At 59.2% G+C, this 23,948-nt stretch carries 10 protein-coding genes; 7 read left to right on the top strand and 3 right to left on the bottom strand.

The features are described 5' to 3' along the window. Positions 1-167 precede the first annotated feature (167 nt). The 5 genes from AC070A_RS11830 to AC070A_RS11810 all read left to right on the top strand — a co-directional run bounded on the left by AC070A_RS11830 (position 168) and on the right by AC070A_RS11810 (position 10,357). Positions 168-2,003: a type I restriction-modification system subunit M gene (locus tag AC070A_RS11830; RefSeq protein ID WP_492384477.1), complete on the top strand. Its 1,836-nt coding sequence runs from the start codon at positions 168-170 to the stop codon at positions 2,001-2,003. Further along, positions 2,000-3,343: a restriction endonuclease subunit S gene (locus AC070A_RS11825; RefSeq protein ID WP_492384476.1), complete on the top strand. Its 1,344-nt coding sequence runs from the start codon at positions 2,000-2,002 to the stop codon at positions 3,341-3,343. The genes AC070A_RS11830 and AC070A_RS11825 overlap by 4 nt, the downstream gene beginning before the upstream one ends. After that, a complete protein-coding gene (locus AC070A_RS11820) occupies positions 3,343-4,239 on the top strand; it encodes a GIY-YIG nuclease family protein (RefSeq protein ID WP_492384475.1) in 897 nt (298 codons plus the stop codon). Before AC070A_RS11825 ends, AC070A_RS11820 begins: the two co-directional genes overlap by 1 nt. A 6-nt stretch (positions 4,240-4,245) precedes the next feature. Next, the gene (locus tag AC070A_RS11815) at positions 4,246-7,356 is read left to right on the top strand and encodes a type I restriction endonuclease subunit R (protein ID WP_492384474.1); all 3,111 of its coding nucleotides are present in this window, start codon (positions 4,246-4,248) and stop codon (positions 7,354-7,356) included. A 394-nt stretch (positions 7,357-7,750) separates the two neighbouring features. Continuing rightward, positions 7,751-10,357 carry a P-loop NTPase gene (locus tag AC070A_RS11810; RefSeq protein ID WP_492384473.1) on the top strand — a complete coding sequence of 869 codons (2,607 nt, stop codon included), beginning with the start codon at positions 7,751-7,753 and terminating at the stop codon, positions 10,355-10,357. 862 nt (positions 10,358-11,219) lie between these two features. On the opposite strand, the gene pncB is transcribed toward AC070A_RS11810, so the two are convergent. From pncB to AC070A_RS11795, 3 genes are all read right to left on the bottom strand, one after another. Further along, a complete protein-coding gene (gene pncB / locus AC070A_RS11805; RefSeq protein WP_057248165.1) occupies positions 11,220-12,524 on the bottom strand; it encodes a nicotinate phosphoribosyltransferase in 1,305 nt (434 codons plus the stop codon). Between the two features lie 38 nt (positions 12,525-12,562). Further along, positions 12,563-13,162: a bifunctional nicotinamidase/pyrazinamidase gene (gene pncA / locus AC070A_RS11800; protein ID WP_057248164.1), complete on the bottom strand. Its 600-nt coding sequence runs from the start codon at positions 13,160-13,162 to the stop codon at positions 12,563-12,565. Positions 13,163-13,338: 176 nt separating this feature from the next. Then, positions 13,339-14,520, bottom strand: a complete 1,182-nt coding sequence (locus AC070A_RS11795) for a polysaccharide biosynthesis/export family protein (RefSeq protein WP_057248163.1) — start codon at positions 14,518-14,520, stop codon at positions 13,339-13,341. 407 nt (positions 14,521-14,927) lie between these two features. Between AC070A_RS11795 and AC070A_RS11790 the strand changes: the two genes are divergently transcribed. Further along, a complete protein-coding gene (locus AC070A_RS11790; protein ID WP_112994390.1) occupies positions 14,928-22,436 on the top strand; it encodes a type I polyketide synthase in 7,509 nt (2,502 codons plus the stop codon). After that, on the top strand, positions 22,433-23,848 hold the full coding sequence (locus tag AC070A_RS11785) for an aminotransferase class I/II-fold pyridoxal phosphate-dependent enzyme (protein WP_058329027.1): 1,416 nt from the start codon (positions 22,433-22,435) through the stop codon (positions 23,846-23,848). Before AC070A_RS11790 ends, AC070A_RS11785 begins: the two co-directional genes overlap by 4 nt. The last annotated feature ends 100 nt before the right edge of the window (positions 23,849-23,948 follow it).

Here is a 23,948-nt window from a genome sequence, read left to right as displayed (position 1 = left end):
TCGCGGTGTGTGAACCCGGGGTACCGGGGGGAAGCGACCAGTCCGCTTGTCTGATTGGGTGGCTCACATTTCTGCACCAAACATTCCGGTCTCCTGAAACTGTGCGGTCTTGTTAAAGGCGAACAAGGCGGACATAAAGGATCCGGTACACGCATCGGGGGAAACGCATGAACCAACAGGCACTATCGGCATTCATCTGGTCCGTAGCGGATCTTCTAAGGGGCGACTACAAGCAAGCCGACTATGGCAAGGTGATCTTGCCGTTCACAGTGCTGCGCCGCATCGACTGCGTTCTGGAGCCGACCAAGGAAGCGGTGCTTGCCGAACATGCCGCCAAGTCCGCAGCCGGGATCAATCCCGAACCCTTCGTCCTCCGCAAGGCTGGACAGACCTTTTACAACGTCTCGAAGCTCGACATGCGACTTCTCATGGGCGATCAGGACAACATCGCCGCCAATCTCTATGCCTACATCCAGGGCTTCTCGGCGGACGTTCGGGACATCTTCGAGAGCTTCGAGTTCGCGGCCCAGATCGATCGTCTGGCCAAGGCCAAGCTCCTCTATCAGGTAACCGAGAAGTTTGCCCGTATCGACCTTCACCCGGGCAAGGTCAGCAACCACCAGATGGGCCTCGTCTTCGAGGAACTGATCCGCAAGTTCTCCGAACTCTCCAACGAGACCGCCGGGGAACATTTCACCCCCCGCGAGGTCATCCGGCTGATGGTCAACCTGCTGTTCGTCGAGGACGATGACATCTTGTCCAGGCCCGGTGTAGTTCGCACAATCTACGATCCGACGGCAGGAACCGGCGGGATGCTGTCGATTGCCGAGGAGTATCTCACCGAACATAACGAACAGGCCCGTCTGGTGATGAATGGGCAGGAACTGAACCCAGAGTCCTACGCCATCTGCAAGGCAGACATGCTCATCAAGGGGCAGGATGTCAGCAACATTGTCTTCGGCAACACCTTGTCCGACGATGGCCATACCGGGGAGAAGTTCGACTACATGCTTTCCAATCCGCCGTTTGGCGTCGAGTGGAAGAAGGTGGAGAATGAGATTAGGGCGGAACACGAACAGAAGGGCTTCAATGGCCGCTTTGGTCCCGGTCTTCCCCGGGTTTCCGATGGCTCGCTGCTGTTCCTCCTACACCTCGTCTCGAAGATGCGCCCGGCGGTCGACGGCGGCAGCCGGTTCGCCATCGTCCTCAACGGGTCTCCCCTGTTCACGGGCGGGGCTGGCAGCGGTGAAAGCGAAATCCGCCGCTACGTGCTGGAGAACGACCTGCTCGAAGCGATCATCGCGTTGCCGACCGACATGTTCTACAACACGGGCATCGCCACCTATGTCTGGGTGCTGTCGAACCGCAAACCGGACCACCGCAAGGGCAAGGTCCAACTGATCGACGCCTCGTTGTTCTGGCAGAAAATGCGAAAGAGCCTCGGGTCCAAGCGCAAGGAAATGGGAGACCCTGATATTGCCTCCGTCACCAGGCTGTTCGGTAGCTTCTCCGAGGCTCAGATCGCCACCGTGCTGGATGCCGGCGGCAAGGAGATCGGGCGCGAGATCGTAGTTGACGGCGAGAAGCCCCCGGCTGCCCCCGAAGGCGGCAAGGTGAAGCTCGTGCCGCTGTCGCGCATCTTCCCCAACGAGGCTTTCGGCTATCGCACGATCACCGTCGAGCGCCCCCTGAGGGACGAGAAGGGCGAGGTCGTCGTCGGCACCAAGGGCAAGGCAAAGGGCAAGCCACTAGCCGACAGCTCAGTTCGCGACACCGAGAACGTGCCGCTAGGTGAGGAGGTCGAGACCTATTTCGAGCGGGAGGTTCAGCGACACGCCACCGATGCCTGGATCGATCACGAGAAGACCAAAGTGGGCTATGAGATCCCCTTTAACCGACACTTCTATGTCTTCGAACCGCCGCGGCTACTCGCGGACATCGATGCAGATCTGAAGCAGGTGACCGACCGCATCCTCCGAATGATCGGAGAGCTTTCAGCATGAAACAGAGTGTGCAGAATGACGTCGCGATCGGAGAAACGTCGGACGGATGGCAGACAGAACCACTCAAATACAATTCATACATCAAGGGACGCATCGGCTGGCAGAACTTGCGAAGCGATGAATTTATTGATGAAGGACCCTATCTTGTTACCGGAATGCACTTCCAGTCTGGAAAAGTCGATTGGTCTTCATGCTATCACATTTCCGAAGAGCGATATAACATCGCTCCTGAGATACAGCTAAAGGTCGACGATGTTCTAATTACCAAAGACGGAACAATCGGAAAGTTGGCATATATTGACGAACTGCCTGGGCTCGCGACGCTAAACAGTCACTTGCTGATAATAAGGCCTATGTGCGGAAAATATAATCCAAAGTTTCTCTACTTTTGCCTTAGCTCTCACGATTTCAAAGGCTATTGCGACATCAATCAAAGCGGAACTACGTTCTTCGGAGTTACCCAAGAAACAATCGAGAACTTTCCACTTTGGCTCCCGCCGCTCACCGAGCAAACCGCTATCGCCACTTTCCTTGACCGCGAGACCGCCAAGATTGATGCACTGGTCGATGAACAGAAGCGACTGATCGAATTACTGAAGGAAAAGCGTCAGGCCGTCATTTCCCACGCGGTCACCAAGGGCCTCAACCCCGGTGCTCCGATGAAGGACTCGGGTATCGAGTGGCTCGGCAAGGTGCCGGAGCATTGGGATTTCGCCCCTCTCAAGCGTTGGGCTGTTGTCCAGACCGGTGTGGCAAAGGGAAAAGATCTTTCAGATGTCGAAACGATCACTGTCCCGTATCTCCGTGTTGCCAATGTTCAAGACGGCTATATCGATTTGGAGGACGTGGCGACCATCGACATCGCGGCTAACTCGCTTGAGCGTTACCGGCTCCGTCAAGGTGATGTGCTGATGAATGAAGGCGGCGACTTCGACAAGTTAGGGCGTGGCCACGTTTGGGATGGCTTGATCGATCCTTGTGTGCATCAGAACCATGTATTCGCAGTTCGACCGCACGGGGTGAGATCAGAGTGGCTCAATTATTTCACCAGTTCATCGCCCGCGCAGTTCTATTTCGTGCTTCACTCGAAGCAGAGCACAAATTTGGCCTCGATCTCATCATCGAATTTGATGGAACTTCCCGTTCCAAAGCCACCTGCTGATGAACAAGATCAAATCGTGAGGTGGGTTCAAACCCAACTGACCGAGCTTGATGCACTTGGAGCCTCGGTCCACCAGTCTATTGAATTGCTTCAAGAACGCCGGTCTGCTCTGATTTCCGCTGCGATCACTGGCAAAATCGATGTGCGATCCTTCTATGAAAGGGTGGAGGCCGCGTGATGGCTGGGGCTGAGGGGCGCTCGTTGGAGCTTTATTTCATCGACGGAAAGCCTGATGGGATGCTTACAGCGGAGGTGTTCAACTGGACAGGCCATCTTCTCATGGCCCCACGCACCCAGCTTGCTGCCGCCCTGGCACGAAGGGAGGCGCGTCACGCCGGGACTTATATTCTGCTGGGCGAACGTAACGGCAAAGCCGCTGCATATATCGGCGAAGGCGATGATGTTAGCCTACGGATCAAAAACCATGACACCAACAAGGATTGGTGGACGAGCGCCGTGTTCATCACGTCTGCTGCTAACAACCTGAACAAGGCCCACGTTCAGTATCTGGAGGCACGGCTGATTGAAGTAGCTAAATCTGTCGGGCGCATCGAATTGGACAACGGAAACATCCCCGCTCGTCCGACGCTGACCGAGGCAGCGACGTCCAACATGGAAGTCTTCCTAGACTATCTGCTGATGGTTCTACCAGCGCTTCGAGTGGACATGTTCCTTGAGAACGCTCGACCGCCCAGCGGGTCTCTTTCCCGCCCCGTTACCTCAGCTCCTATCTTCGAGATCGATAGTACGAAGCATTCGATCAAAGCCACGGCAAGGTTGGAAAAAGGTGACTTCATTGTCGAAGCGCAATCTCTTGCTCGCAAGAGCTGGGAGGGGCGGGAGGTCGGACAAGCGACTTATCGCGAGCTTTATGAGGAACTCGTCAGCACGGGAACACTGATCCTCAATGGTGATCACCGATTATTCGCTGAGAGTTATGCCTTCAAGAGCCCAAGTGCGGCTGCCGCAGTTGTACTTGGACGTTCGGCGAATGGGCAGACCGAATGGAAGGTGCAAGGTACGAGCATGACCTACAAGGAATGGGAAGCTCGGCAAATCGGTGCATCGGAGTGACTGACGATGAGCCTTCACAAGGAAGTCAGCTTCGAGACCGAAATCTATAGCCACTTGGCTATCCACGGCTGGCTTGGCGCCGATGGCGACGCCGCAGCATACGACCGTTCCCGGGCGCTGTTTCCGGCCGATGTTGTGCGGTGGGTGCAGATCTCCCAGCCGAACGCATGGGAGACGCTTTCCAAGAACCACGGGTCTGCTGCCGAGATCATGCTGCTCGACCGTATTCGCAAACAGCTTGATGAACGCGGAACACTGGACGTGCTGCGCCAGGGTGTCGAGCTGATCGGCCTCAGATCCCCTCTGAAGCTCGCCGAGTTCAAACCGCCTTTCGGACTCAACGAGGAGATCCTCGCTCGGTACAACTCCAACCGGCTGCGTGTCGTGCGGCAGGTGCGCTACTCGAACAGCAACGAGAATTGCATCGACCTCGTCCTGTTCCTCAACGGCCTTCCCGTCTCGACGATCGAACTGAAGACCGACTTCACCCAGAGTATCCAGGACGCCGTGGACCAGTACAGGTTCGACCGGCATCCGAGCCCCAAAGGGCAATCCCCCGAGCCGCTGTTGAGTTTCCCCAGCGGTGCGCTCGTCCACTTCGCGGTCAGCAATGCCGAAGTGATGATGGCGACGAAGCTCGAAGGTGCCGACACCCGCTTCCTGCCGTTCAACAAGGGCAATGAGGGTGGCAAGGGCAATCCGCCCAACCCGAACGGACATCCGACAGCCTATCTCTGGCAGGAGATCTGGGGGCGCCATTCTTGGCTGGAGATCCTTGGGCGCTACATCGTCGCTCAGAAGGACGCCAAGAAGAAGATTTCCGGCCTTACATTCCCGCGCTTCCACCAGCTTGATGCAACCCGAAAGCTACAAGCAGCCGTCCTCGCCGAGGGCGCGGGAGGAAAATATCTGATCCAGCACTCGGCAGGATCGGGAAAGACCAACTCGATTGCATGGTCGGCGCATTTCCTCGCCGATCTCCATGACGAGCAGCACAAGAAGATCTTCGACACCATCATCGTCGTCTCCGATCGCAATGTGATCGACACCCAGCTTCAGGAAGCAATCTTCAGCTTCGAGCGGACCACGGGTGTCGTCGAGACGATAACAAATGAGGGTGGGGCGAAGAGTGGCAAGCTCGCCCAGGCGCTGGCCGGGGGGAAGAAGATCGTCGTCTGCACCATCCAGACCTTCCCCTTCGCGCTGGAGGCTGTGCGGGAGCTAGCAGCGACCCAGGGCAAGACGTTCGCGGTGATCGCCGACGAGGCCCATTCAAGTCAGACGGGCGAGGCAGCATCGAAGCTGAAGCAGGTTCTTTCAGCTGATGAACTCGCGGAACTCGGGGACGGAGGCGAGGTCAGCAGCGAAGACATTCTCGCGGCCCAGATGGCGGCTCGGGCGAGCGAAAGCGGTATCACCTATGTGGCCTTCACGGCGACTCCCAAGGGCAAGACACTGGAGCTCTTTGGCCGCCGCCCGAAGCCGAGCGAACCGGCGAGCGAGACCAACAAGCCACAGCCCTTCCATGTCTATTCGATGCGTCAGGCCATCGAAGAGGGTTTCATCCTCGATGTGCTGAAGAACTACACGCCCTATGATCTCGCCTTCAAGCTAGCCAATGCTGGCGGGGAGATGGACGACAAAGAGGTGGAGCGCAAGGAGGCGGTCAAGGCGCTGATGCGCTGGGTGCGGCTGCATCCCTACAATATCAGCCAGAAGGTCCAGATCGTCGTCGAGCATTACCGGGCGAACGTGCAACCGCTGCTCGACGGCAAGGCGAAGGCCATGGTGGTCACCGGCAGCCGCGTCGAGGCGGTGCGGTGGCAGATCGCCATGCAGAAATACATCAGGGACCAGAAGTACGACCTCGGCACCCTCGTGGCGTTCTCCGGGGAGGTCGATGACAAGGAAAGCGGACCGGAGCCCTTCTCGGAGGCCAGCAAGGAGCTGAACCCGGGACTGAACGGGCGCGACATTCGCGAGGCTTTCAAGCTGCCGGAATACCACGTGCTACTGGTTGCCAACAAATTCCAGACAGGGTTTGATCAGCCGCTTCTCTGCGGAATGTATGTCGACCGACGCTTAGCGGGGATACAGGCAGTCCAGACGCTCTCGCGCCTCAACCGGGCGCATCCCGGCAAGGACACAACCTATGTCCTCGACTTCGTCAACAGCGGCGACGACATCCTTACCGCGTTTCAGACCTACTACGAGACGGCTGAACTCGCCGGGGTCACGGACCCGAACCTCGTGTTCGACCTCAGGGCGAAGCTGGACGCCTCAGGCCACTACGACAGCTTCGAGGTGGATCGAGTGGCCAAGGCCGAACTCGACCCACAATCAAAGCAAGGTGATCTCGTTGCGGCCATCATGCCTGTCGCCGATCGTTTGCTCCGTGCCTACAAGGCGGCACAGGATCGCCGCAGGGTCGCCCTGTCAAAAGAGGACACAAAGGGGGCGAAGGACGCCAAGGACGAGATGGATGCCCTCCTGCTGTTCCGCAACGACATGGGTGCATTCATTCGCGTGTACGCCTTCCTGTCGCAGATCTTCGATTACGGCAATACCGACATCGAAAAGCGATCAATCTTCTATAAGCGGCTGATCCCGCTGCTAGACTTCGGTCGCGAACGGGACACTGTTGATGTCTCCCAGATCAAGCTGACGCATCACAAGCTGTCGACCAAGGGGCAGCGCTCTCTCGCTCTCACGGGCGAAGGGTCCCCATTGATGCCCTATACGGCCCCTGGCTCGGGTTCGGTACAGGACAGAGAGAAGGCGCTGCTCGCTGAGATCGTCGCGAGGGTGAACGACCTGTTCCTGGGCGAACTGACGGATGACGACCAGGTCATCTATGTGAACAGCGTCTTGAAGGGGAAGTTGCTGGAGTCCGAAACGCTCGTCCAGCAAGCCGAGCACAACACGAAGGAGCAGTTCGCGAGTTCGCCGGATCTCTCGAAGGCCATTCTCGATGCGATCATGGACGCCTTCGAAGCCCATTCCGTAATGAGCAAGCAGGCCCTCGACTCGCCGAAGATCCGCGAAGGCATTAAGGACATCCTGCTTGGACCGGGGCAGCTTTGGGAAGGCCTGAGGAAGAAGGCAGAGAACGCTTAGCCAAACTCTTCAATACAGACTTTTCTAACGGGGACAGCGAGAATGGGTAAGGGAGGTTATCTGGGCGGCAGCACTGTCGTGGGACCCCTGTCAGGTTGGTTCACGGGGATTGACGGCCCTCGTGCCGGTGCAAAGCCGAAAGTTACGAAATCTTCCGCAACTAAGCCCCCTGTAGCGAAACCAAAGAAGGCGGCGAAAGGGCCGAAGCCCGCGGATCTAGATCCTTTAAGGATTGCGTAGGTTCTGATCAATGCCGATTGGTATAAATAAAATAATAAACCCCAGATCCGCAGCATTTTGTACACACCAATGGCATTGAAGACGGCACCGCCAATCGTTGCTCTTGCATCCGCTGAGCGACCACTGGTAGTCAGTACTCAGGTTGGAGGCAGTCATGTTCGAGCTCGATGAAGTGAATTCCAAACTACTTGAAAAAGCAGTCAAGAACGGAAATGCGATACTGCTCCTAGGGGCAGGCACATCAGCCACGTCTATCAATGCAAAGGGCGAAACGGTCAAGACAGGCAAAGCACTGGCTCACAGACTTTCTGAAATGTCTGGATTCACGCATACGGACGAAACTCTTCCCGACGTCCTTGAGGCAGTTCTCGGCCCTAGAATTAGCCATGATCAGCTTCATGCTGTTCTCCGTGAGGAGTATACTAAAATAAAACCCTCGTCGGAACTTTCCGAACTTTTCCAATATAGCTGGAGACGGATTTATACGTGGAACGTGGATGATGCGATCGAAAACGTAAAAGGCGGGGTGCAACAACGAAGATACATAAACGGCGTCGTTGATAAGGTCTCATCATACGACGGCATCGAGTATGTCCAAGTCGTCCACTTACATGGGGAAGCCATAAAACCTGAGCATGGCTTTATTTTTACACCCAAAGAATACAACGCCCGATTAAATCAAGATCGACACGATTGGTACCGACAAGCTGTGACGGACTATGCCGCTCATGTACCGATCTTCATTGGCAGCCAGCTGCAGGAGCCGATACTATCAGCAGAACTGGACCGTGCCCGTCCAAATCCGGATACGCAACTTGGTGCGGCATTCCTGATCACGCCTGACGACTTCACTGAGCTGAAGTTGGCTGGATTTGCAGCAAGAAACATTGTTGTCGTCAAGTCGACCTTGGCCGATTTTGTACGATGGCTCAATAAGGTAGCCGGATCCAATCTCACACCGCTTGCTGTAGCGCAAGCCACCAATTCATTCGCAACCAATCTGGTTTCAAGAATTACTCCGACGCGATCCGAAGTTGACACAGCGCAGTCCATTATCTTGCACACTTGGCGGGATGCTCAAAAACGCGCAAATGAACTGCAGGGATTGGCGAGAAGTCAGGCGGCCCGGGCATTCCTGGAGGGACGGCCACCATCGTGGACGATTGCTGCTACCGATGTGCCAGTATGGTTGTCAAAGACAAGTGAGCTATTCGACGCTCTAGAAACCGCGATCTCAGCGAGAGACCGCATGTTCGTTGCCTACGGACAATCCGGGAGTGGAAAAACGACTGCGCTGCTTCAAGCATTGCTGAAGTTTATGCAAAGAAACGAAGACTACCCAGTTTACGAAATTAAGGGAGGCGTAAAATCGTTACGATCCTCTCTAGATCTAATTCACAGAATCCATAAAGACGAACACGCCATCGTATACATAGGCGATGCCTTCATTTACGGAGACTCACTAGAAGAGGATCTTTTATCCTTCGCACATGGGAGTCTTACAATTGTTGCGAGCGCCCGCTCTGGAGAGTGGCGCCAAAATATCGAGAGACACATCGGAGAATTTTCTACATCTTTCGAATTCCAAAGGTTTGTCCCAGCCGATTACCCGGACCTTATCGAACGTCTACTAAAATATGTGCCTGCTCCTAAGTTCCGTAGGATGTCACCCGCCGATCGGATAAAGAAGTTAGCCTCCTCAAACGACCAACTCTTGATTGCTCTGAAAGAGACAACCTCGTCGGAGAAATTCACCAAAGTCATTACAGACGAATATCAAAATCTTCCGCACGAAGACTGCCGCTCCCTATTCCTCATCGTGGGCTTGGCCACCATTGCAAGGACTGGCATTTCCAAAGGCGCAGCACGAGAAGCGTTTAATAGAGTTAAATCAAGTCTTTCGTTCGAGGGAGCCCTAGGAAATCTAGAGGGGATTGTCTCCCTTAATGCGTCGGATCGGTACGTCGCACGCCACGAGATCTATGTCAGGCATATCATTGAGAATGTTGCCGAATTTCAAAAAATAATCGATGCCACGATTGAACTTCTAAGAACATACACCAAGTTTAACCTTCCGGTTGTGAAGAATACCAATCGATTGGACGGAGCTCTATTCAAGTTCATACTGAACCATAACTTCTTAGGCGATATTTCTCGCCGACGAAATGAGGTTGCGGAAGGCTTACAGATCTACCAATCATTCGAAGTCGAGTTCCAGCTTGATGGGCATTTTTGGCTGCAATACGGCCAGTATCTTGCGATGTTCGGGGAACTGGAACCCGCCCTTCGTGTTTTGCGGAAATCGATCGCAGCCTATCCTGAAAACACTTACGCTGTTCATGCTTTGGCTGACCTTCAATTGAAGGTGGCCTATCAGCGAGAGAATTACGATTCCGAGACAATAGAGTTGCTTGGCGACGCTATGCGTACCCTAGAAGAACTGCACAGCAGTCACTTCGTCGACGCCGACTACTATCCGATCGTTACCTTGGCAGACAGGTATGTCGGAGCGCTTTTGAAACATGGCCAGTTGAAATCCGCGACAGCAGCTGCTCGAAGGTACTTTCAGATCATCAGCGATATGCCGCTCCAGAGTGACCAGTTATTGCGCGCAAAAACGAAGTTGGCACATTTCATCACACATGGCACCTGGGAGAAAGACGGGCTATCCCAACTCGCACCGCGACAGGATCAGCGTAAAAAGAGAAAGAAGTCGAAATGGAGGCGTCGCTCAACGACGGGTGGGAGGGGTGGCGCATGAACTTAGAGTCGTGAGCATTCGGCCTTGTTCAATTCGTTGGGTTTCCGCACAGCCGTAACAGCAGTTCTTTTGGGAATGAGATGGCTGCGGTCGGGGGATCGTGGCCAAATCTAGTGCGATCTTTGTGCTCCCGCAGGTAGGGAGCGTCCACGTTGGTGGTACACACCCCTTGCAGATCCATCCGATTTCATCAATAAAACCAATGCCGACAGCAACAAGCCACCGAGTTCAAATCTCTCTAGCAGCACCAGTTTTCCTCATGCGAAATCAATCAGATATCTCCGTTGGGACGCCGCGACTATCCTGGCTTGTCCTGCGTAAACGGCGACACCTGCACTGCCGTTCTGTTCGGGCAACCATCCAAGGCGTCCGCAAAAGTCCGACCTCCCGCTCCCGAATTTTCCTTCGGGAGCAATTATCGTGTTCGGCCAATTGCGATATCCTTCGATTCGGGCGCGCCCACGCCTCCCCCCTCCGCTCGGGAAAGTAGATTTCATACGGGGCACTCTCGCCATCGAACCGACTGTTCGAGCACCAAGCATCGGGAACGTATTCCCCGATGCCGCGTTACCGTTTCAAAGGCAGTAACGCGGAGGCTTGCATATGAAAGGTATCGTTCTCTGGCTCATGGGCGTGCCGCTCATCGTCATCATCCTTCTCTATATGTTCGTGTTCTAGAGAGGTGAAATGCAACGGCAGGTTGGCGCCTTAACGCAACCTTAAGATTCCACTGCCAGATTTGACATTGCGATGATGGACAGTCGCAACATCTTTGATCCCCTTTTGAAACCGGCTTCTGCCGGTTTCTTTTTTTGAAGTGCTGGAAAGCCGCTCCAGGCTTTTCCTGGAGTAGCTTTGACGGCTAAACCTTGACCGCCTGCTCGACGAAATCCTGTGAGCCGAAGAACTTGAGGTAGCGCTCGACCTCCGCCGGATCGCCGGTCGCCTTGCGTGGATTATCGGAGAGTTTCACCGCCGGGCGGCCATCGGCTTCGCTGACCTTGCAGACGATCGAGATCGGGTTGAGGCCGCTGATTTCCGTCGGGGCGCAATCGGCAAAATCGTTGGTAAGGTTGGTGCCCCAGCCGAAGCTCATGCGCACGCGTCCCTCGAAATGGCGATAGGTCTCGATGATCGTGTCGACGTCGAGGCCATCGGAGAAGATCAGCAGCTTCTCCCGCGGGTCCTTGCCCATCTTCTTCCACCAAGCGAGGATCTTCTCGCCACCTTCGATCGGCGGCGCACTATCCGGCCGGAAGCCCGTCCAGTCCGCGACCCATTTGGGTGCATCGCGAAGGAACGCCGCTGTTCCAAACGCATCCGGCAGCACGATCAACAGGTTGCCGCCATAGAGCTGGTTCCAGTCCTGCAACACCTTGTAGGGGGCGGCGGCCAGTTCCTTGTCGTTGCGGGCAAGCGCCGCGGCCACCATCGGAAGCTCATGCGCGTTGGTGCCGAGCGCTTCCAGATCCGTATCCATGGCAAGCAGCACGTTGCTGGAGCCCGAGAAGGAACTTCCGATCCCTTCCTTCAGCGCCTCCACGCACCAGCGTTGCCAGAGGAAGCTGTGTCGGCGCCGCGTACCGAAATCCGAAATCCTGAGGTTCGGATACTGCCGCAGGCGCTCGACCTTGGACCACATCTTTGCCTTGGCGCGAGCATAGAGCACGTCGAGGGTAAAGGGGCCGAGGCCCTTCATCGCCGAGCGTGAACGCAACTCATTGATGATCGCGAGCGCCGGGATTTCCCACATGGTGGTTTCCGCCCAGCGGCCACGGAAGGTCAATTCGAACTGACCGCCGCTGCGTTTCAACTCATAGTCCGGCAGGCGGAACTTGGCGAGCCAGGCAAGAAATTCCGGCGAGAAGATCTGCTTGCGACCGTAGAACGTGTTACCGGCGAGCCAGATCATCTCCTTCTTGGAGAAGCGCAGCTCGCGCGCATGATCAAGCTGATCGCGCAGTTCCTGCTCGTCGATCTCGTCGGCAAGCCGCACCGTCTTCGTGCGGTTGATCAGCGAGAAGGTCGCATCGACATCCGGATAGAGCTGCCAGATCATCTGCAGCATCAAAAGCTTGTAGAAATCCGTGTCCAGCAGGCTGCGCACGATCGGGTCGAGCTTCCAGGCATGGTTATAGACACGCCTGGCGATATCGGTCTTCGTCATTGGTGAAATCTCTCCTTCCTCAGCGCGAGGGTCTCGAACTAGTTCAGCTCGACACCGGCATCGCGCATGCGCGTGACCATTGCCTGAAGCGAACCGTTGAGGTCGATGCCCCGACAGGCCTCGAGAATGACGGATGTCGAAAATCCCTGTGTAACCGCATCAAGCGCGGAAAAGGCGACGCAGAAATCGGTCGCCAACCCACACAGCGTCACCTTCTTGATGCCGCGGTCCCTGAGATAGCCGGTGAGACCCGTCGGTGTCCGGCGATCGTTTTCGAAGAAGGCGGAATAGCTGTCGATCTCGGGCCGGAAGCCCTTGCGGATCAGGAGTTCGGCCCGCGTCCACGCGAGCGCCGGATGGAAATCGGCACCGGCTGTTCCCTGGACGCAATGATCCGGCCAGAGCGTCTGGCCGCCATAGGGCATGGCGATCATCTCGAACGGGGTCTTGCCGGGATGGCTGGAGGCAAAGCTCGAATGGCCGGCGGGATGCCAGTCCTGCGTCAGCACCACGTGCTCGAAGCGGCCAATCAAGCCGTTGATCATCGGCACGATCTCATCACCGCCTGCAACCGCAAGCGCTCCGCCCGGGCAGAAATCGTTCTGCACGTCCACGACGATCAACGCTTTATCCGCCATAGTTCATTCCTGCCTGCCAACGTCCATCGATCACCAAAATCGATTTAAGTCCAAGATCAATCACAGAATTTGAGCGGCGACAAGCCGCTTCCACGTGCTTTGAAAATCAGGAGGACAGATAAGCAAAAGGCGCCGACCCTGCGGTCGACGCCCCCGAGAAAAGCTGTTTAACGTGATTAGTTGCCGTTGAGATTGTCGGCGATCGAGAAACCGGAATTGGCGATGCCGACCGGCTGGGCGATGAAGTTGAGGAACTTCGAGAAGTCGACCGAGGGGTGGCGCGAAGCATAGATGACGTCGCGGTTCTTGATCGGGAAGGTCTGGCCGACGATCAGGCTATCCGGCTTGCTCATGTCGAAGCGGTAGACGATCGGGTAGCGACCCGTGCTGTCGGTCTTCATGCCCTTGCGCAGCATCTCGTTGAAACGCTGCTGGCCAAGCAGGCTCATGACGACATCAGGCTCTTCGTAACGGAAGATGAAATAGCCCTTCATGTCGAGCGTGTAGTCCGAGCCGCCGCCGGCAAGGCCCATGGCTTCGAGCAGGTTCAGGTCATTGGCGCCGAATTCGACACGCTGGTTGGCCTTGACTGCGCCGAGGATCGTGAAGCGGCGCGGGTCGCGCGATACGAAGATCTGGTCACCCGGCTTGACGTGGATGTTTTCCGACGGATTTTCGATAATCGACTTCAGGAGGACCGTTCCGGTCTTCTTGCCGCGCACCAGCGTGACATAGGTCTCGTAGGGCTGCGCAACGGGGCCACCCGCCTTGGCGATGACCTCATTGATCGTCTCGTCGACGAGGCTGAGCGGCACGACCGACGACTTGCCGACTGCACCGGAAACCGTGACGTTGCGCGAGGCGGTGCTCATGCTGGTGACGATGACATCAGGCTCGACCGCCTTCTGCTTCAGCGCCTCCAGGATCTCCTGGCGCGCCTGCTCCAGCGTCAGGCCGGCAAAGTTGACCGGACCGACATAGGGGATCGCAGCCTTGCCATCAGGCTGAACGACGAGATCGATGCTCGTCTGCTTGGACTCTGCCGTCGAGAACAGCCCGTCGCTGCCGGCTTCGAAGATTGAGACCTTGAGCTGGTCGCCGACGCCGATCACGACTCGGCCGACGCCGCCGCCAATGCCGAAACGGCGGTTGAGCGTCGACGAGACATAGTCGGAAACGAGGCGCGCGGAGCGGCCATCCACATCGACAATATCAAAAACGGTGGCATTTTGCCGGCCGATCTCGGCGCCGGATTGACCGGCATCCTTGACGATCGCCCCAGCCAGCGGCCCCTCGCCCGGAACGGCCTGGCATCCCACGAGGGCGGTACAAAGCAGAAGGGCACTGACTCGTTTCAACTACGACACTCCAAATTCGACACAGCCATGATTTTACTCACAGTTCCGTGCCGCATTATCTCCCGACCGGGAATTCGCCGGTCTCTGAAAAGCACAATCGCCGTCCCACAACAAGTCATCCGAAGACCAAGACGGGCAAAATATTTGGAGCCGCGTCTTTCTGGTCATACCTTCTCTACCTTGAGTGTGGTTTATCGCCCTATCCGCCTTGGATTGGCGTTGACAGCGTGTATATCTTCAGTCTTTGGGGTTGAAAGCTAGGGACTTTAAGTTAAAAGCTGACTAATGAGGCGGAACGAATATAGCTGGGGATAGCCTGGCAGCATGACGATTGGCGATTGCATTTCGGCCTCCGACGCGCAATCGCAGATGCAACTTTAGCGGCAGTTTAGAGCGTTCGATCATACATGGCTGTTGAGATAATTGGGCGAGCATGCCTCGCCCCTGGAGCAGAATCGCCTTCGGCGTTGTTCAAACTTCTTCGTCAGGGCAAGTGCACCGTCACCAGCATTCCGTCGGATCGCTGGGACGTCGCGCGTTTTTGGCACCCCGTCATGGGCACGCAGGGCAAGACCTATTCCTTTGCCGCCGGCGTGCTGGACCAACTCTATGATTTCGATCCCGCCGTCTTCGGCATGTCGCAGCGCGAAGCCATGTACATGGATCCGCAGCAGCGCGTGCTGCTTCAGCTCGCCTGGCGCGCACTGGAAGACGCCAATATCTCTGCAACGTCGCTGAATGGCGAGAATGTCGGCGTCTATATCGGCGCATCGAGCCTCGATCATGCCAACCTGACGGTCGAGGACCCGGCTGCCGCCGGCCCTTACTTCATGACCGGCAACACGCTGTCGATCGTTTCCAACCGTATCTCGCACATCTTTGGCCTCAGCGGTCCGAGCATGACGGTCGATACCGCCTGTTCCTCCTCGCTGGTCGCGCTCGACCAGGCGATGCGGGCTCTGACGTCGGGCGAGATCGACACCGCGATCGTCGGTGGCGTCAACATCCTTGCCCATCCCCTTCCCTTCGTCGGCTTCGCCCAGGCGCGCATGCTTTCGCCCGAGGGGCTTTGCCGCGCCTATGACAATGACGGCGCCGGTTATGTGCGCGCCGAAGGTGGCGTGGTCTTCGTCTTGCGCCGCTCGGACAGGGCGCGCCGGGAGAAGGACCGCAGCTACGCGCGCATCGTCGCGACCGGCGTGAACTCGGCCGGGCGCACCAACGGCATTTCGCTCCCCTCCCGCGAGGCGCAGGCCAATCTTCTGCGGGCGATCTATGAAGGCAACGGCATCGACGCCAACCAGGTGGCCTTTGTCGAGGGGCACGGCACCGGCACCAAGGTCGGCGATCCGGCCGAGGTCTGGTCGATCGGAACGGTCATCGGCGCCAAGCGCCGGGCACCGGTGCCGATCGGTTCGATCAAGTCGAACATCGGCCACACGGAACCCGCTTCCGGCCTCTTCGGCATGCTGAAGGCCGTCATGGCGCTTGAAAACAACTATCTGCCGGCTTCGCTGCACTTCGACACGCCGAACGAACACATCGACTTCGACGGTCTCAACGTGCGCGTCACGGCGAACCCGATCGAGCTGCTGCGGGGAAAACGCGCTCGCCTTGCCGGCATCAATTCCTTCGGCTTCGGCGGCGCCAATGCCCACGTCGTCATCAGCGATCCGGAACCCGCGGCCGACGAAAGGGCGTCAAACCCATCGTCTTCCGGCCATGTCTTCCTGGCGAGCGCCCATACGGCGTCGAGCCTGGAGGCGCTTCTCAGCGACTATAAGGCGGCGTTCGCACATGCTTCCAAGGGGGAAGCACGGGCGATGATCGCCGCATCGGGTGCAAACCGCACCCACATGCGCCATCGCTTTGCCGCCCGCAGCGATCAGCCGGAAGATATCGTCCGCGCGATCGCCAGCCACCTGGAAAAGCCGGGCTCCGGCATCGGTGAAGTCGGCGAAGCCGTCGTCCGCGACGCCAAGGTCGCCTTCGTCTTCTCCGGCAACGGCTCACAATGGGCCGGCATGGGCGTCGAAGCGTTCCGCGAGAACCTGCATTTCCGTCAGTGCTTCACCTCGGTCAGCGCGCTGTTCAAGTTCCACTCCGACATCGCATTGACCGATCTTCTCACCGATCCTGATCTCGACAAGAAGCTTGCCGATACGAAGATCGCCCAGCCATTGCTCTTCGCGGTGCAGGCCGCCCTCTCCGACTCGCTGGTTGCCATGGGCGTCAAGCCGGTCGCGGTCTTCGGCCACTCCGTCGGTGAAATCGCCGCCGCCTACGCCGCCGGTGCGCTCTCACTGGTCGACGCCGTTTCGATCGTGGCGAAGCGCTCGCTGCATCAGGACCTGCTTGCCGGCCACGGCACGATGGCGGCCGTCATGCTCGGAGAAGACGCCGCACGGGCCTTTGCCGAGGCGCGCGGTCTCGACAACCTCTGCGTCGCAGCGGTCAACGCCCACAATTCCGTGACGATCTCCGGACCGGCCGACCAGATCTCGGCCTTCCGCGACGCTGCGCGCAAGGCGAAGATCCCGGTCCAGATTCTCGACATCAACTATCCCTTCCACCACCCGATCATCGATCGGGCGAAGGACGCCTTCCTCTCCGACATTCCGGATATCGCACCGCGCCGCACCGAGCTCGCCTATCTGTCGACGGTCACAGGTGCCGCGCTCGATGGCACGCAACTCGATCCGGACTACTGGTGGAAGAACGTGCGCGAGCCGGTCCGCTTCCAGGCGGCCGCCGAGGCCGCGATCGAGATGGGTTGCCGCCTGTTCATTGAAATTTCGCCGCGTCCGATCCTGTCGTCCTATGTCAAGGAGACGATCAAGCAGGCCGCAGCCCCGGGCATGGTCGTACCGACCCTGCTCCGGGATGTCGGCGAAACCGGCCAGGACCCGATTTCGGCAGCGATGGCGCGTGCCGTCGCGCACGGCGCGGTGGTCGACACGACCCGCGTCTTCGGCAAGCGCAACGCTTCGATCGCCCTTCCCAGCCTGCCGTTCGAGCCCGTCGAGCTGCGCCCCGCGGCAACGACCGACGCTACCGACCTCTTCGGCCGGACCGCCAAGCCCTACCGCCTGATCGGCTGGCGCAGCGACCCGAACAGCGGCAGCTGGAAGAATCATGTCGACGCCCATCTCTTCCCCGACCTCGCCGAACACGTCGTGGACGGCAAGGCGATCCTGCCGGGCAGCGGCTTCATCGAAATCGCTGTCGCCGCTGCACAGCAGTTCTACGGCAGCGACGAAGTTGAGATCACCAATCTGGAGATCGTTCGCCCGCTGGAACTCAGCGATACGAAGATCATGGAGCTGTCGACGGTGCTTTCGCCGGAGACCGGCGACATCGAGATCCGCTCGCGCGAACGGCTGTCGGAAGACGATTGGGCCGTGCATGCGGTTGCCCGCTGCCGCAAGCCATTGCCGGCCGAGGAGCGCGCCTATCCGTCGCTTGCCGGCTTGGCGAAGACCGCAACGGTTGCGCCTGGCCGTGCCTATGAGACGGCGAAACAGTTCGGTCTCGACTACGGCCCGCGCTTCCAGCTGCTGGCCAAGGCCGTCGCCTATGGCGACCGGCTGGTCGATGTCGAGCTGAAGACGCCTGATGCTGCTGGCCATCCGCTCGTCACCTACGCCTTGAACCCGATCTCTGTCGACGCAACCTTCCACGGACTTGTCGCCCTCTTCGATCGTTTCACCGGCGACAAGAGCGGTGCCCCCTATATCCCCGTGCGCTTCGGTTCGGTGCGGGTCGTCAACGGCAGCCAGCCAATCGCGCGCGCAATGATCGAGATCGAGCGCGTCAGCCCCAATTCGATCAAGGCGAAGTTCCATTTCTTCGACAAGTCGGGCGCACCGATCGCGCACTTCGAGGATTGCCGCTTCCGCCGTACCTATCTGCGCAAGCACAAGACGCTCGACGCGCTGTCCTTCCACTACGAGGCCGTGCAATCGGAAGCGACGCTGCCGGGTCTGCAGCGTCAGGCGCCGGCGCCGATCAAGATCGCCATGCCCGCCGCCAGCGAAGCCGGCGTCGACAACACGACGTTGCTCTTCAACGCAGCCATCTATCGCGCCTGCCAGGAGATTGCGCTCAAACTCGCCAAGGGTCGATCGACCATTCAGGGCAACAACCTGCCCGGCGATTTTGCCTTCCAATGTTTCCTGACGAGCTGCCTCTACGTCCTGGAAGACGCCGGTCTCTGCGAGCACAAGGACGGCGTCTGGACGATTGCTCAGGAATTCAACCTGCCGAGCGTCCCGGAGATCCTGCGCGAACTCTACGGCGAGCGGTCCGACCGCGCCGTTGAAGCCGTCTTGATCAACAATGCCTATGCGGAGGCCCTTGCGCGCCTTGACGCGCTCCAGGCCGGCGACGAAACGGCTCATGGCACCACCTTCATCAGCGATGCCACGCTTGATCATCAAGCCGTCCACTCCGGGGCAAGCCGGGAGCGGATGGTGTTCGTTCTCGAGGCGCTCGAAAAGAGCCTGACTTCGGCATCTTCCGGCGCGCGCCTGCGCATCGTCGAACTCGGCAGCGTTTCCTCGGCCTTTACCCGCCGCCTGGCGACGCTTGCCGAAAAGCACGGCGCAAGCCTCACCGTATTCGAAGCGCGCGACAACGCCCAGCGTGGCCTTGAATTGGCCTTCGAGAACGACGCCCATGTGCGCATTCTCAAAAAGGGTGAGCTTGCAACGCTCACGTCCTTCGACCTCGCAGTCAGCGCCTCTGACGGGCTTTACAGCCTGATCGAGGACGACGTGACGGTCCGCACCGCGCTTCGCTCGACGCTTCGCGATACCGGCGGGTTGATAGCCGCCGTCAGCGCGCCATCGCTCTTCAACGATTTCGCCCTCGGACTTTCCGAGGGGTGGTTCGCCCGCAGCCAGACCGCGGAGTTCCCGATCGGCAATCTTGCGGCGGTCCCGCACTGGCAGAAATGTTTCGGTGATCTCGATCTACGCGACGTCAATATTGCAGACCGCGAATGCGCGAGCGGCAATGTCATCCTGCTCGAAGCGCGCGGCGCCGCCGCGGCGTCCGTAAGTGCCGAAGCACCGGCTACCGGCCCCTATCTGCTGCTGCAGATCGCGGGCGGCAAGGGCAACAAGCCTTCGGCATCGGCTATTCCGGTCAATCTCAGCGGCGATATCGCAGCCGACAAAGCAGCGCTTCTCAGCGGTTTCGAGGCCCTTGGCGAACAGCCGCTGCGGGCAATCTTCCTCGCGTCGCCGACAGCTGCATCCCGAACAGACGATTCCGCTTCGCTGCAGACCCAAATCCTTGCTCTCGGCGCCTTCGCCGAAGCCTTGCGTCAGCATATCGGCGGAGCCGAGCCTGCTGGCGAAAATCGTCCGCGTCTCGTGCTCGTCGCGCCAGGCGGAGCCCCGATCGCGAGCCGGACAACGGGCAAAACGGTTGCAAGCGACGGCGTCAATGCCGGTCTCTGGGCCTTCGCCCGCGTGCTTCAGAACGAATATGAGTTCCTCGAAGTGCACTCGCTCGATATCGACGGTTCGCCGACCACGATCGAGCAGATCGCGGCAGCATCTCCGCTGCTCGGCAGCGCCAACGCCAACCGCGAGTGGCTGCTAGAGGGACAAGACGCGGCGCTTTCCGAAATCCGTGCCGTGCCCGGCCCGGTCGACAACGCCCATGCGGCGATCGACACCTTCAAGGCCGCAACGATCCGCCAGCGCGTCAGCTCGCAGGTGGGCAGCATCGTCTGGGAAGAGAGCGACATTCCCGCCGCAGGTCCGGGTGAAGTCGTCGTCGCGGTTGCCGCGACAGGCCTCAACTTCCGCGACGTGATGTGGGCGATGGGCCTGCTGCCCGAAGAAGCGCTCGAAGATGGTTTCGCAGGCGCGACGATCGGCATGGAACTCTCCGGCCACGTGGTTGCCGTTGGCGAAGGCGTCGACGATCTCGTGGTCGGTGATGCCGTCATGGCAATCGCCTCATCCGCCTTCTCGACCCACGCCGTCGTCTCACGCGCCGGCGTCGCCAGGTTGCCGCAGACTGTCAGCCCGGTTGCCGCGGCAACGGTGCCTGTCGCCTTCCTGACCGCCTATTACGCCATGGTGGAACTCGGCCGCATCCAGCCGGACGAAACGATCCTCATCCACGGCGCTGCCGGCGGCGTCGGCCTTGCCGCGCTGCAGGTCGCGAAACTGAAGGGTGCCAAGGTCATCGCCACGGCAGGCACGCGCGAGAAGCGCCGCTTCCTGTCGATGCTGGGTGCCGATCACGTCTTCGATTCCCGTTCGCTCGGTTTCGTCAACGACGTTCGCGCCGTAACGGACGGAGAGGGTGTCGATCTCGTTCTGAATTCGCTCTTTGCCGAAGCCATGGAACAGAGCCTGGCACTCGTGAAGCCCTTCGGTCGCTTCCTCGAGCTCGGCAAACGCGACTACTATGCCGACAGCAAGATTGGTCTCCGGCCCTTCCGCCGCAATGTCAGCTATTTCGGCATCGACGCCGACCAGCTGCTGGTCAACCAGCCGAAGCTTACCAAGCGGATCTTCACCGAGATCGGCGCGCTGTTCGAAGACGGCAAGCTCACGCCGCTTCCCTACCGTGCCTTCGACTTCGACGAGATCGGCAACGCGTTCCGGCTGATGCAGAATGCGGGCCATATCGGCAAGATCGTCGTGTTGCCTCCGGTCACCGGCAAGCATCGCGTCGCCAAGCGCCCGCATGGCGGCATGAAGGTCGATCCGAACGGCATGCATCTCGTCGTCGGCGGCATCGGCGGATTCGGTCTGGCTGCTGCCAACTGGCTCGTCGAAAAAGGCGCGACGAAGATTGCGCTCTGCTCGCGCCGCGGTCAGGCGGATGCCGAAACGACGGCGATGATCGAGGCCTGGGCGAAGGCCGGCGTGTCGGCAACGGTACACGCCTGTGACGTCACCGACCCGACGGCGACCGAGCGTCTCCTCAAGGAGTTGCGTGCGATTGCACCGCTCCGCTCGATCGTCCACGCCGCCATGGTGCTCGACGACGCGCTGATCAGCAATCTCAATCGCGAGCGCAACCGACCGGTCATCGACACCAAGGCCAAGGGTGCCGCCGTTCTCGATCAGCTGACCAACGACGACAAGCTCGACAACTTCATCCTGTTCTCGTCGGCGACAACGCTTGTCGGCAATCCGGGACAGGCGAACTACGTCGCCGCCAACGGCTACCTCGAAGGTCTCGCCCGCGCCCGTCGCGCCCGTGGTCTTGCGGGTCTTGCCGTCGGCTTCGGCGCGATCGCCGACAAGGGATATCTGGTCCAGAACACCGATGTGAACGATCTGCTCGCCAAGCGTATCGGCAAGACGGCACTGAAGGCACAGACGGCGCTCGACATGGTCGAGAGCCACCTGGCCTTCGATCCGGGCACCGTCGATGCGGCCACGGTGATGATCTCGGAGATCGACTGGTCGGCTGCGCGTAACCTGCCGGTTGCCAAAAACGCCCTCTTCGAAGTCATCCTGCGCAGCGCCGACCAGCACGCCACCGGCGGCGAAGGCGCCCAGATGGACCTCGTCGCAATGATCGAGGGCAAGTCGCCGCAGGAGGCCGAGGACATCCTCTTCGACCTCGTCGCCGGCGAGATCGCCGCGATCCTGCGCGTATCGAAGGATACGGTCACACGCAGCAAGGTGCTGAAGGAAATCGGCCTCGACAGCCTGATGGCGGTCGAACTCGGCATGAGCTTCCAGCAGAATACCGGTTTCGACATGCCGCTCAGTGGGGTCGCGGACAACACGACGGTTGGCGATGTCGCCCGCAAGCTCTATGAGAAGGTCAGCAAGCGCGACCAGAGCGACGATGCCGAGCCCGCCGACGACAAGATCGTCAACGAACTCGCACAGCGGCACGTCGGCACGGCGAAGGAAAAAGCACAGAGCCAATGAGCACGAACGGAAACGGTCCAGGCGCATCCAAGATGACCAGCAGCCTCAAGGAGAACCTGCTGGACCGGATGCGGAACACGCATCAATCCTCCGAGCGCAACCGCATGGCGCGCTCGGAGCGGGAGATGCCGCCGCCGGCGCGCCGGCAGCAGGCCCGTTTCGAAGATCTGCCGGAATACAAGCAGGTGATGACCCAGAAGTTCGCGAGCGAGCAACTCGGCATCGCCAATCCGTTCTATCGCGCGCACCAGACCGCGGCCGGGGCGACCACCGTCATCGACGGCCGAAAGCTGATCAACTTCGCCTCCTACGACTACCTCGGCCTCAACCGCCATGCGGAGGTGCTGGCCAAGGCGCGGGATACGATCGGCACCTTTGGCATCTCCGCCTCGGCGAGCCGCCTCGTTGCCGGAGAGCGGCCGGTGCATATGGCGCTCGAAGAAAAGATCGCGGGTTTCTACGGCGTCGATGCCGCCGTCTGTTTCGTCAGCGGCTACCTGACCAACGTCGCCGCCATCAGCTGCCTGATGGGCCCGAAGGACCTCGTCGTCCATGACGAGTTCATCCACAACAGCGCGCTTGCCGGCATCAAGCTCTCGGGCGCGACCCGGCGGCTGTTCAAACACAATGACGTCGCCGATCTCGAACACGTGCTGCGCACCGTCGCGGGCGACTATCGCCGCATCATGGTCATCGTCGAGGGCATCTACTCGATGGACGGTGACGTCGCCGACCTGCCGGCTCTTCTGAAGCTCCGGGCCGAATACGGCTTCTGGCTGATGGTCGACGAGGCGCACTCGCTCGGCGTCCTCGGCAAGACCGGCCGGGGGCTTGCCGAGCATTTCGGCGTCGATCCGCATGAGATCGACGTCTGGATGGGCACGCTGTCGAAGACCACCTCGAGCTGCGGCGGTTACATCGCCGGTAGCGAAGCACTGGTCGAGGTACTCAAGGCATCCGCCGGCGGCTTCGTCTACAGCGTCGGCCTTGCGCCGGTGCTGGCCGCATCCGCCACCGCGAGCCTGGACGTGCTGGAACGCGAACCGGCGCGGACGGCGGCATTGCGCCGCAATGGTGCCCTGTTCCTGAAGCTTGCCAAGGAAGCCGGCCTCGACACGGGTCTCAGCAGCGGCTTTTCCGTCGTTCCTGTTATCGTCGGCGATTCCCTGCGGGCCGTTCAGCTTTCGAACGACCTGCTTGCCGAAGGGGTCAATGCACTGCCGATCATCCATCCGGCGGTGCCCGAGGGTCTAGCGCGCCTGCGCTTCTTCATCACCAGCGATCATACGGAAGAGCAGATCCGCCGGACGGTAACATTGACGGCGGAACGGCTGACGGACCTTACCGAGCGAAACTTCGGACTGGGCGGCATCGACATCGACGAGATGATGAAGGCACTCTCGGCGCGCTGACTAGAGATCACCGCGTGTGCCGCCGAGTTGTTTTCACGCAAATCCGGACGCAAAACCGCTTCGCACTTTTCCTGGAATTGCTCTTGAGCGGGATATCAGC

The sequence above is a fragment of the Ensifer sp. GW101-20A05 genome, from assembly GCF_059424735.1.
Note: the sequence above shows the minus strand (reverse complement) of the source record. Positions and strands in the feature narration are given on the sequence as shown.

Bases quoted from the DNA above. Each gene is read 5' to 3' on its own strand.
- AC070A_RS11830 (WP_492384477.1), top strand. From the start codon at position 168: ATGAACCAACAGGCACTATCGGCATTCATCTGGTCCGTAGCGGATCTT.
- AC070A_RS11825 (WP_492384476.1), top strand. From the start codon at position 2,000: ATGAAACAGAGTGTGCAGAATGACGTCGCGATCGGAGAAACGTCGGAC.
- AC070A_RS11820 (WP_492384475.1), top strand. From the start codon at position 3,343: ATGGCTGGGGCTGAGGGGCGCTCGTTGGAGCTTTATTTCATCGACGGA.
- AC070A_RS11815 (WP_492384474.1), top strand. From the start codon at position 4,246: ATGAGCCTTCACAAGGAAGTCAGCTTCGAGACCGAAATCTATAGCCAC.
- AC070A_RS11810 (WP_492384473.1), top strand. From the start codon at position 7,751: ATGTTCGAGCTCGATGAAGTGAATTCCAAACTACTTGAAAAAGCAGTC.
- pncB (WP_057248165.1), bottom strand. From the start codon at position 12,524: ATGACGAAGACCGATATCGCCAGGCGTGTCTATAACCATGCCTGGAAG.
- pncA (WP_057248164.1), bottom strand. From the start codon at position 13,162: ATGGCGGATAAAGCGTTGATCGTCGTGGACGTGCAGAACGATTTCTGC.
- AC070A_RS11790 (WP_112994390.1), top strand. From the start codon at position 14,928: ATGGCTGTTGAGATAATTGGGCGAGCATGCCTCGCCCCTGGAGCAGAA.
- AC070A_RS11785 (WP_058329027.1), top strand. From the start codon at position 22,433: ATGAGCACGAACGGAAACGGTCCAGGCGCATCCAAGATGACCAGCAGC.